General features: G+C 52.2%; 9 protein-coding genes and 1 pseudogene. 4 read left to right on the top strand and 6 right to left on the bottom strand.

Features of this window, described 5'->3' with window-relative positions:
* Positions 1–486: pseudogene (locus tag ACRXB1_RS04865) on the bottom strand (IS5 family transposase); the annotation flags it as partial.
* A gap of 584 nt (positions 487–1,070) precedes the next feature.
* On the bottom strand, positions 1,071–1,991 hold the full coding sequence (locus ACRXB1_RS04860; RefSeq protein ID WP_449491301.1) for a LysR family transcriptional regulator: 921 nt from the start codon (positions 1,989–1,991) through the stop codon (positions 1,071–1,073).
* Positions 1,992–2,121: 130 nt separating this feature from the next.
* Here ACRXB1_RS04860 and ACRXB1_RS04855 point away from each other — a divergent pair, with 130 nt between their 5' ends.
* Positions 2,122–2,274, top strand: coding sequence for a hypothetical protein (locus ACRXB1_RS04855; protein WP_449491300.1), 153 nt, complete (start codon positions 2,122–2,124; stop codon positions 2,272–2,274).
* Here the strand turns inward: ACRXB1_RS04855 and ACRXB1_RS04850 are convergent.
* The 4 genes from ACRXB1_RS04850 to ACRXB1_RS04835 all read right to left on the bottom strand — a co-directional run bounded on the left by ACRXB1_RS04850 (position 2,271) and on the right by ACRXB1_RS04835 (position 7,186).
* Positions 2,271–3,932, bottom strand: a complete 1,662-nt coding sequence (locus tag ACRXB1_RS04850; RefSeq protein WP_449491299.1) for an MFS transporter — start codon at positions 3,930–3,932, stop codon at positions 2,271–2,273. The genes ACRXB1_RS04855 and ACRXB1_RS04850 overlap by 4 nt on opposite strands.
* Before the next feature lie 63 nt (positions 3,933–3,995).
* Positions 3,996–4,781, bottom strand: coding sequence for an enoyl-CoA hydratase (locus tag ACRXB1_RS04845; RefSeq protein ID WP_449491298.1), 786 nt, complete (start codon positions 4,779–4,781; stop codon positions 3,996–3,998).
* Positions 4,782–4,784: 3 nt separating this feature from the next.
* The gene (locus tag ACRXB1_RS04840; protein WP_449491297.1) at positions 4,785–5,570 is read right to left on the bottom strand and encodes an enoyl-CoA hydratase/isomerase family protein; all 786 of its coding nucleotides are present in this window, start codon (positions 5,568–5,570) and stop codon (positions 4,785–4,787) included.
* Between the two features lie 716 nt (positions 5,571–6,286).
* Complete coding sequence (locus tag ACRXB1_RS04835) at positions 6,287–7,186, bottom strand: LysR family transcriptional regulator (protein WP_449491296.1); 900 nt, start codon at positions 7,184–7,186, stop codon at positions 6,287–6,289.
* A 174-nt stretch (positions 7,187–7,360) separates the two neighbouring features.
* On the opposite strand from ACRXB1_RS04835, the gene ACRXB1_RS04830 reads away from it, so the two are divergent.
* From ACRXB1_RS04830 to ACRXB1_RS04820, 3 genes are all read left to right on the top strand, one after another.
* On the top strand, positions 7,361–8,110 hold the full coding sequence (locus ACRXB1_RS04830; protein ID WP_449491295.1) for an SDR family NAD(P)-dependent oxidoreductase: 750 nt from the start codon (positions 7,361–7,363) through the stop codon (positions 8,108–8,110).
* A gap of 143 nt (positions 8,111–8,253) precedes the next feature.
* Positions 8,254–9,099, top strand: a complete 846-nt coding sequence (locus ACRXB1_RS04825) for an alpha/beta fold hydrolase (protein ID WP_449491294.1) — start codon at positions 8,254–8,256, stop codon at positions 9,097–9,099.
* A gap of 48 nt (positions 9,100–9,147) precedes the next feature.
* On the top strand, positions 9,148–9,894 hold the full coding sequence (locus ACRXB1_RS04820) for an SDR family NAD(P)-dependent oxidoreductase (protein ID WP_449491293.1): 747 nt from the start codon (positions 9,148–9,150) through the stop codon (positions 9,892–9,894).
* Positions 9,895–10,019: the final 125 nt, after the last annotated feature.

Raw genomic sequence — 10,019 nt, 5'->3', positions numbered from 1 at the left:
CAAAGCTCTTGTGCCCGGCCCATGCCTGAATCAACGTGCCGTCGACGCTGAAGTGTTCCCCGGAGAGATACCCGCGCTCGCGCGCGGTCTCGACTGTCTCGTTGAAGAGCAACACCAGCACGTCGTGCTCGAGCAACCGGTCGCGGTTCTTGCTGAACGTCGAGTGGTCCCACACGGTCCCGTCCATCGGCAGGCCGACGAACCAGCGGAACAGCATGTTGTAGGAAATCTGTTCCACCAGCATGCGCTCGCTACGAATTGAGTACAGCACCTGCAGCAAAAGAGCGCGCACCAGCTTCTCCGGCGCGATGCTCGGGCGGCCTCCTTTGACGTCCGCCTCATACTCCGCGCGAACACATCGTCCATGCGTTTAAGCGCGTCATTGAGCCACGTGCGAATCGGACGCAACGGATGGTCCTTCGGCACGAAATCATCCAGCTTCAACACTGTGAACATAGATTCGGTAAAGCCATCCGGTCCGCGCATCTGTTCCATCTCGTTCTCATTGATGACATCAGTTCAACGTTTACGCCCACGCCCCGGATGACCGCCACACGAGGTATTTCACCAGCCTGTTAGGGTAACAATTGGGGTCTTACGAATAGCTGGGCGGTTTTGATTTGGATACCTAATGGTCAGCTTTAAGCAAGTGCACCAATACGCATTTGCGGATAAGCCGGTGCGTGCGGAATCCCACGGTCGACCAGTAAATCAAGGTCTTGCATGCTTCTCAGCCGTCTTCCAATTTTTTCTCGCGTGCTAAATGGCGCTAGCTGGGCATCGCGGTATCGACCGCAATCGTGGATGCGAAAGGTCGACCCTTCGCCTTCGGACGAATGGGCGGCACGCACTAGCTGTGGATCGACAAAGCACAGCAAAAGCAATTTATTGGCGCACGTTTGCGACTGAACGAAGGGGCGTTCCAGCGGGTTCCGTCCGCCACAATTCAGCTATGTCGCTCGCGCAAGGACGCGCGGTATTTCCGATGGGGCGCGTATCCGTCTTACCCGACGAGAACGACCACTTGATCGCGGAGATCAGCCGTAGCGGCATCGGTTCTGCGAAAGCGATCATGTAGCAACGCTGGGATTGGGCCTATCCGCACGAATCGGCAACAAATTCTTTGCGAGGAAATCGACGAACACGCGCAACTTTGGCGACGGATAAGGACTATACGGCCAGACTGCCCGGAACACGCCGGAATGCTCGGTGTATCGATCAAGCACAACGGACAGGCTACCATCGAGCACTTGACGCCGAATTGCGAAGTCGGGCACGCAGGTGATGCCCATGCCTGCCTCGGCAAGCGCAATTAACGGTTCAACAGTGCTGGATGAAGCGGTCACGGGCAACGTCAGGTCAAGAGGCGTTCCTGCATTCATTAGCGGCCAGCGTTGCAGCTTGCCACTGGTCGGATATCTATGGTGCAGGCAGGCATGGCCAAGAAGATCGCTGGGTTCGTCAGGCGTGCCAGCCTGATCAAAATAGACCGACGCACCCACCAGCTGTAAGCGGTAGGCGCCCAAGGTGCGGGCAACCAGCCGCGAGTCGGTCGCCTCGCCGGTTCGGACTACCACATCAAAGCCATCATTCACGACATCCACCAGATAATCGCTGAAATTCATGTCCAGCTCAATCTCCGGAAAGCTTCGCATGAACGCGCTGAGAGTCGGCATCATCAGCATGCCAATCATTGGCAAACTGACTCGCAAGCGACCGCTAGGCGCTCCTCTCGATTGTGCGAACCCCGATTCGAGCGCGTCAATCTCAGAAAAGATCCGCCGGCAACCGTCCAGGAATTGCTGTCCTTCTTGAGTCAGCGTAATGCTGCGCGTGCTGCGATGGAACAGTCGCACGCCTACCCGGGCTTCAAGCCGTGCCACAGCCTTGCCTACAGCCGATGGTGATATCCCGAGTCGCTGGGCCGTCTCGGTGAAGCTGCGAAATTCGGCGGCACTGGAGAAAATCCTCAGCGCATTCAAGCTGTCCATGCCCGTCCCCCGATTAAAGACAGGAAAGTCTATAAAGATCGGAACGCTAGCACATTGATGGTCGGAATAATCATTCCTAGAATCGTGTATCGCTTTCTCATTGTTAACTTGCATTGATCTAGGTGCCAAAATGAAATCCGACCCGTCGGCTCTGCCGCTTCTTGCCCCGATCTCCTGGTTAGCGCTCGGCGCGTTCAGCATCGGTACCGAAGGCTTCATGATTCGATCCGGCGATGTCGATCAAACGCGCTTGTTGCACGGGATAGAAGGCCCGCGCTCCTAGTGAACAGTGCTCTTTTGTCCTTCCAAAGAGCTCACACTCCCCGTCTCCCTGAGATCATCATTAAAATCGGAACCCAATATGACCTTCTCCCGCAGAAACACGAACCCGACAATTACAGTTAATAGCGAAAATATGATGGGATACCAAAGCCCTGCATAGATGTCCCCGGTTTGGGCGACTATAGCGAAAGCGATTGTCGGGAAGAAACCACCAAATATTCCGTTGCCCAGATGATAGGGGAGCGATAGCGCCGTGAGCCGTATTTTGGGCGGGAACATTTCGACCAGAAGTGCGGCAAGCGGGGCAAATACCATTGCAAGATAGACACTCATCAGCCAAATTAACAATACCACCATCACACCATTTATTCTTAAAGGGTCAGCGCGATCTGGATATCCTGCAGCCGCAAGGCCCTTTCTTATATTGCTGGAATCTGTAGCTTTAAAAAACGTATCCCCGATAGCAACCATAGTCTCAGATCCCGCAACGCGGTCAAACGAATATGGGACACCACCGCTGGCAAGAAGTGTTTTCGTCTTATCGCATAGACTTAAGACCTCTCGTGTTCTAATCACATCGAATTGGAGCGAACATGACGACGAATCACCAATAATTTTGACGGGCGAACGATTGATTGCATACTCAAGCGCTGGATTTGCATAATGAGTTAGTCCGTGAAAAATCGGGAAATACGTCAGCGCGCCGAGCAAACATCCAAGAAGGATTACGGGTCGACGACCTACGCGGTCAGATAACATCCCGAAAAACCAAAACAACGGCATGGAAAGCACCAGTGCCATAGCCACATACAAACCCGCAATACCCGATTCAACCCTGAGTGTATGTGCAAGGAAAAAGAACGAGTAAACCTGTCCGGTATAGATCACGACGGTAGTTCCAGTAACCAATCCGAACAGCGCTATAAGCACGATTTTTAAATTCGCCCAATTTCCAAGCGTCTCTCGGATCGGCGCTTTTGATGTGGTGCCTTCTGCTTTCATCTGCAGAAAAAGCGGCGACTCGCTTATTGACATTCGAAGATACAAGCAGACGGGCAATAGAATGCCTGAGAAAAGAAACGGAAGTCGCCAGCCCCAACTAGCAAAAGAATTGCCCGTAATTTCACGTGTGACGTAGACAACGACGAGAGAAAAAACCATTCCCATAGCGCCCGTCGTCTGAATCCAACTCGTGTGCTCGCCTCGTCTTCTCGCAGGTGCGTGTTCAGCTACAAAAACAGCAGCACCGCCATATTCACCGCCTATACCGATTCCTTGAATAATTCTAAGCAGAATCAAGATCGATGGTGACCACGCTCCCCACGACGCATAGTTGGGAAGGAGCCCTACACAGAAAGTGGCGCCACCCATTAACAGCAGCGTGAAAAGGAACGTGTACTTTCGACCCATCATGTCGCCAAGGCGACCGAATATCAACGCTCCGAGTGGACGAAACGCGAACCCCACACCGAACGCGAGAAGAGCAAAAATGTACTTGCTCTGCACGTTTAACGATGAAAAGAACTGCTCCGATATAACGTTTGCAAGTGTGCCGTAGAGAAAGAAATCGTACCATTCGAATAGCGTCCCGACCGTTGACGCGACAATTATTCGTGTAGTTCCTTTAACCGAACCGGGGCTGGACGTTATCGCCGTCATTCGTGTCTCCTGTTTCATGAAGCCGAGATCGCAAGTCGGCAAACCGAGTATTTTTATTTGCGATTATTGCTTACGCGCAAGAAATTTCCGCATTGCATTCAAAGGCTCGTCCGTCTCATATGTGCTAGCAAAGCCGCCTATGCTTGCGCGTGCAGCGTTGTCCGGGAAATCAGCTTCCCAATCGTTACACAAACGCTTTTGGATTCTTATTGCATTTGGTGGACATTCGCAAATTTCAGAGGTCACGGCTGCGACCGTTTCGTCGAGTTTCTCTACCTTGACAACCTCATTGAGGTAACCCCATTCGAGCGCTGTCTTAGCATCGATCCGCCGTCCGGTTAAAACCCACCAGCGCATACGGCCTGTCCCGATCAATTGCGGTAGAAGAGTCGCCTGTATCACCGACGGGATCCCTATTTTTACTTCCGGCATTGCATACCAAGAAGCTGTAGATGCTATTCGAATGTCGCAAGCCGCGGCAAGCTCCGCACCAACACCAAAGCACCAACCATGAATTCGAGCTATAACTGGAAAGGGCGCAACACGAACGGCAGCACAGAGCTTATACAGGCGAGTAATAAATACCCGCGCCGATTCGGGATCCAATTCTGCCATTTCCTTGATATCTGCGCCCCCAATAAAAGCCCTATCATTACCCCGTACGACAAGGCAACGTACAGATTCGTCTGTGATCAAGTCCTCTAGCTGATGCGCGATTTGCTCTACTATCAACGACGTCAAAATGTTGATTTTCCCATTGTTTAGGTTCAACGTCGCTACGCCATTAGCATCACGAGTTATTTTAAATCCGTCGCTCGTTTCAAGATCTCGCAAAGTTACGTCCGTCATGGGTCATCCGCCGATTTTTGTAGGCCACCTGGGAGTACGCTTTTCCGCAAATGCTCGCAGCCCCTCTCTTGCAGATTCCGTATTTGCTGCATTGCAAAATGCATCCACCGCCGCTGCTATCTCTCGCCGGTAATTTTGATCAAGCGCGGCCATGAATGCAATGCGTCCCCGTCGCACGGTCTCCCGCGGCTTGGCATTGAGGGCCTTCGCGAGTGCCCAGGTCTCTTCTAAAACGTTATGCTCATCGACCACGCGCGAGACAATTCCCAGATCGCAGGCTTCATTTGCGGAGAATGTTCGTCCTGTAAAAAGTAGGTCGAAAGCGCGTTGACGACCAACGATACGTGGCAAGTGAACGTAGTGAATCGCGGGCAATAGTCCGTTATCAATCTCCGGATAGCCGAAAGATGCAGTGCTGCTGGCAATGACTATGTCGCACGACACGGCGACGGTCATCCCTCCACCGCGGACAGCACCGTCGACGATCGCAATCGATGGCTTTCCAAGATTATATTGCGCGTCAAAAAGGTCAACATACAGACGCCTTAGTATGTCGTGAAGTCCGCTGGCGCTTGTGTCTAAAAGGGTTTTTAGGTCGAGGCCCGCGCAAAAACGGCTTGCAATTGCGCTTCTGAGTAACACCACGCCCACGTTGTCGTCATCTGAGGCACGCCTTATCGAAGCAATAAGTTGATCTAATGTAGAAATATCAAGAGCGTTCGCTGGCGGCCGGTCTAGCAATATCTCTGCGACTCCATCTGCTACCCGATAGCGCACATATGAAGTCATAGTTTAAAGCGCCCCCACCGATCTGCTGCTATAGAACCAACCCAAACATAAGGTTGGTCGCCCGCTTCCCTACTCGATGAGGCATTGACACACGGCGGCGCTGTACTGGAACCAACTGCTCCGGTGATGAACATTGTGGTCATAGACGATTGCTGCAATGTCAGTTCTCCCATTTACGATCAATAGCTTCGTGGTATTGAAGGCAACTGGCCATCCCTCATGGCTTCATCGAATAATGTGGCCGAAAAGCGCCCGTAACAATGGAAAAATTGTCATCTGCCTATCAGTATTTGGAATAAATCAGGTTTGATTTTATGAAATGTCCTAGTCGGCACGATGTCCGCCACCAGCCAGCGATTGTTTTAAGTGTTGAGACTATGGTAGTACGTTAGACTAATTCTAATCGGACGATGCGTTTGTTGTCGGATGGATGTGAAGCATTGCTGCGTTTATATGGCCACATTTAAAACTGTGGACTGAATTGTACCAACAGACCCAATCAAGGCTTCCAAAAGCCGCGGGCGGTTTATAAATTTGATCGTTATAAAATAAAAGACGAGAAAGGAAGCGCGAACGCTACATCCTCGGTCGCACCAAATTCTTGGTCTGGACCTTGGTAACAGCAGGCAGCGACGATGGAATGCCCTCGAGTAAGGGCTGGTAGACACACAACATTCCTTACGTCTTTAGAACCTGATGTTAAGCGCTGATTTTTCTCAAACTATGCTCTGAGATTTTCGGACAATCATCTCCGTCACTTTATCTAAAAAAAACGTCAGAATTGGTGAAGTGTTTGTCTTGTTGTAGGCGATTGACAAATCGATAGTTGGAACTTCGCCAGCGAGAGGCCGACTGTCTACGGACCATGGCATCAGCGCCTTGACGAATCCCGGAATTAGGGTCACCCCTCTTGTTGAAGCAATCAACGACATGACCATCGCCGGGTTGTTCACGCTTTGCGCGGCCTTGAGAACAACCCCCGAACGCTCGAGGTAGCCGTCGATGACCGAGCGAAGTACCTTCGCCTTGTTTCCCATCGCAAGAAAGGACTCATCGACCAGTTCTTGAGGCGCGATCACGTCTTGCGCCGTGAGCCGGTGGTCGCTTGGCAAAAGGACCACCAATGGTTCTTTGTCGATGACACGATACGCAAGGTCGAAGGTTGGTTCGACGCGACAAAACGCCAGATCAAGCGTCCCGTGTGCAATCTGTGCAGCAAGGTCTATCGAATAGTCGCTAGTAACGCTGACATCGACGTTCGGCAGCTCGGCGCGCAGGATGTGCATGCATTCGGGTAACCAAGTCATCTCCTCCCCGGTGAGAAATCCGAGGGCAAATCGCTGCTTCGACGATGGTACTGCGCGGCGCGCTGCGTCAACAGCTGCGTCAACTTGGAGCAAAGCGCGACGCGCATGATCAATAAAAGCCTTTCCGGCGTCCGTCATTATCACGCCCTGGGAATTTCGAATGAACAAGTTCGTACCGATCTGTTCTTCGAGATCTCGGATTTGACGACTGAGGGACGGTTGCGACGTATTCAAACGTTGTTCCGCTGCGACCGTCAGGCTACCAGTTTCGGCCACGGCGATGAAATATCTAAGGTGTCGTAGCTCCATTACCTCTCCATGTTCGTCATGCCTCGAAAGCATGGCTACCCAAGCTTATAAAGTCTTCGCCAAACTTTCGAGAACCTTCTAGATTACGTTCACGGACAAGAAAAAATCACTTTCTTCTTGTTTGGTACGGGTTATTTTGCCGATCCAACAAAATATACATTAAGGAAGGTTCACATGTCCGAATCTGTTGTTCTTATAACCGGCGCATTGACCGGCATTGGTCGAGCTACCGCTTTTGCGTTCGCAAAAGAACCTGGCGTCCATATAGTAGTTTCGGGGCGCAGTGCAGAGGTAGGCGAAACACTGGCGGCCGAGCTTAAAGGCTTGGGCGCAGATGCCACTTTCATTAAAGCCGACGTCCGAAACGACGTCGAAGTTGGTGACTTGGTGGACAAGACTATGGAGCGGTTTGGACGTATCGACGTCGCAGTCAACAATGCTGGGACCGAGGGCAAACCTGGGCTAATCGTCGATCAAACCGCCGAGAGCTACGCCGCCACGTTTGATACAAATGTCCTCGGTACGCTGCTCAGCATGAAGCATGAATTGCGGGTGATGACTGCGCAGAAAAGCGGCAGCATTGTGAATATTTCGTCGACCTACGGCCATGAGGGCGCTGCATATGCCTCTGTATATGCGGGAAGCAAACATGCTGTGGAGGGATTTACGAAATCCGCAGCGCTAGAGGCAGCCTCGACCGGCGTGCGCGTTAATGCTGTCGCCCCTGGGCCGACCGACACAGGTATGCTAGATCGCTTTACTGGAACGCCCGAAAACAAAGCCGCACTTGCCGGCAGCGTGCCGCTTGCACGCATTGGCAAACCGGCTGATATCGCGGCCGCTGTAGTCTATCTTGCATCTGCAGGTGCCGCGTTCGTCACTGGTCAAATCCTTACCGTCGACGGTGGGAAAACCGCCGGTTGAAGAGAAGCCCACGGCATTGACGTAACGTCGATTTCAGGGTTTCCGACGATATTTTCATCTTTGTCCGCTCTCCCCTTGAGCCACTCCTGATGCAAAAAAAGTCAGTGCCGAAGTTCGAAAGGTTGCATGCAAAGGTATCCATTATGCTCAATTACACCCATCACACGGCGCCTACCCAATTTATCGACGCGGGAGCGGTTCGGTTCGCCTATCGACGCTTCGGAAAAACCGGAACGGTTCCGCTCGTATTCAACATGCATTTCACCGGGACCATGGATCACTGGGACCCTGCAGTAACAGATGGGATCGCTAAATTCCGCGAAGTCATCCTATTTGACAATGCAGGAATTTCATCAAGTTCGGGCGAGGTGCCAACCTCAATCGAGGGAATGGCCGCTGATGCAACGCAGTTTATCAAAGCGCTAAACGTTTCTGAGATTGATCTCCTTGGTTTTTCGCTAGGGGGTTTGGTTGCGCAAGAAGTGGCACTGGCCGAGCCTTCTTTGGTACGGCGGCTAATTCTTGTGGGAACGGGTCCCCGCAGCGGCGAAGGCATGCAGTCGCTAACACCCGAAGCACAAGCGATCTTTGGGGCGACGTACGAGGAAGCCGACCATCTATGGCTGAAAGTATTCTTTACTCCGTCCGAGGCAAGCCAAGCCGCTGGTCTCGAATATCTCAGGCGGTTCCGTCTTCGAACAGAGGGTCGCGACCCAGAGGTTGGCGAAAAGGTCGCCCAAGCTCAGATCGAGGCCCTAGGTAAATGGGGCGCTCTGAAAGATCACCCCTTCGAATATCTGCGTTCGATCAAACAGCCTACGTTGATCATAAATGGCGACAACGACGTCATTATCTATTCAATTAACTCGAAAATCCTCGAGCAACATATTCCGAATGCGCAGCTTAGTTTGTATCCGGACGCGAGCCACGGCTCTCAGTACCAATATCCAAACCGATTTGTCGACGACGCAATAGCGTTCCTTTCCTGATTCCTAATTAGATAGGTAAGGGATCTCGCCATACACTTTGATAAGACCATGACAAACTTCTCTGGCAAAACTGCGCTTGTGACAGGCGCATCACGCGGTATTGGGCGCTCAACGGCACTTGCCCTTGCAAGCGGCGGCGCTCAGGTGCTAGTGCATTACAGCACTGGCGAAAAGGAAGCAATCGCAGTTGTAGACGAAATCCGCAAAGTTGGCGGCAAAGCTGAAAGTGTTTGCGCTGACCTGCGAGCCCCAGACGGACCCCACATGCTTGCGCGAAGTGTCCGTTCAATCGTAGGCTCCCGATTGGACATCCTTGTTGCGAATGCCGGCATTGCGAAGGGAAGCACAATCGAAGAGACCACAGTGGAGGATTTCGATGCTCTCTTTGCAGTGAATGTGCGTGCCCCCTATTTCCTCTTGCAACAATTGTTACCTGTGCTCGGCGAAGGCAGCAGCGTCATATTGCTGTCGTCGCTCGCTGCGCACGCATCAGTTGGCGCCCTATCCGCTTATGCCGCAACGAAAGGCGCCATTGACACTCTCGTAAAGCACTTTGCCGCGGCGCTGGGCGACCGGGGTATCCGCGTAAACGCGATTGCGCCAGGTGTCGTTCCTACTGACATGTCCAGTTTTGCGAGGACTGAAGGTGGCCAAGCGTTCACTCTGGGGATCCAAGCTTTAAAACGGATGGCACACCCAGATGACATTGGGGCCGCGATCGCATTTCTCGCTTCTGACGAGGCAAGGTGGATCACAGGAGATGTCTTGAACGTCGATGGGGGCTCGAAGCTTTAACTGACAGTAAAACATCTGGTTGCACCTGAATAATGCGAGACAGGTTTGGTGGAAAATCTTGATACTTGCTATAGAAAAGCTTTCTGACGACCCTTCTTGCTAAGCATCGTTGTTTTTCAGCATGC

This window comes from Caballeronia sp. M23-90, assembly GCF_053574605.1.
Note: the sequence above shows the minus strand (reverse complement) of the source record. Positions and strands in the feature narration are given on the sequence as shown.

Bases quoted from the DNA above. Each gene is read 5' to 3' on its own strand.
- ACRXB1_RS04860 (WP_449491301.1), bottom strand. From the start codon at position 1,991: ATGGACAGCTTGAATGCGCTGAGGATTTTCTCCAGTGCCGCCGAATTT.
- ACRXB1_RS04855 (WP_449491300.1), top strand. From the start codon at position 2,122: ATGAAATCCGACCCGTCGGCTCTGCCGCTTCTTGCCCCGATCTCCTGG.
- ACRXB1_RS04850 (WP_449491299.1), bottom strand. From the start codon at position 3,932: ATGACGGCGATAACGTCCAGCCCCGGTTCGGTTAAAGGAACTACACGA.
- ACRXB1_RS04845 (WP_449491298.1), bottom strand. From the start codon at position 4,781: ATGACGGACGTAACTTTGCGAGATCTTGAAACGAGCGACGGATTTAAA.
- ACRXB1_RS04840 (WP_449491297.1), bottom strand. From the start codon at position 5,570: ATGACTTCATATGTGCGCTATCGGGTAGCAGATGGAGTCGCAGAGATA.
- ACRXB1_RS04835 (WP_449491296.1), bottom strand. From the start codon at position 7,186: ATGGAGCTACGACACCTTAGATATTTCATCGCCGTGGCCGAAACTGGT.
- ACRXB1_RS04830 (WP_449491295.1), top strand. From the start codon at position 7,361: ATGTCCGAATCTGTTGTTCTTATAACCGGCGCATTGACCGGCATTGGT.
- ACRXB1_RS04825 (WP_449491294.1), top strand. From the start codon at position 8,254: ATGCTCAATTACACCCATCACACGGCGCCTACCCAATTTATCGACGCG.
- ACRXB1_RS04820 (WP_449491293.1), top strand. From the start codon at position 9,148: ATGACAAACTTCTCTGGCAAAACTGCGCTTGTGACAGGCGCATCACGC.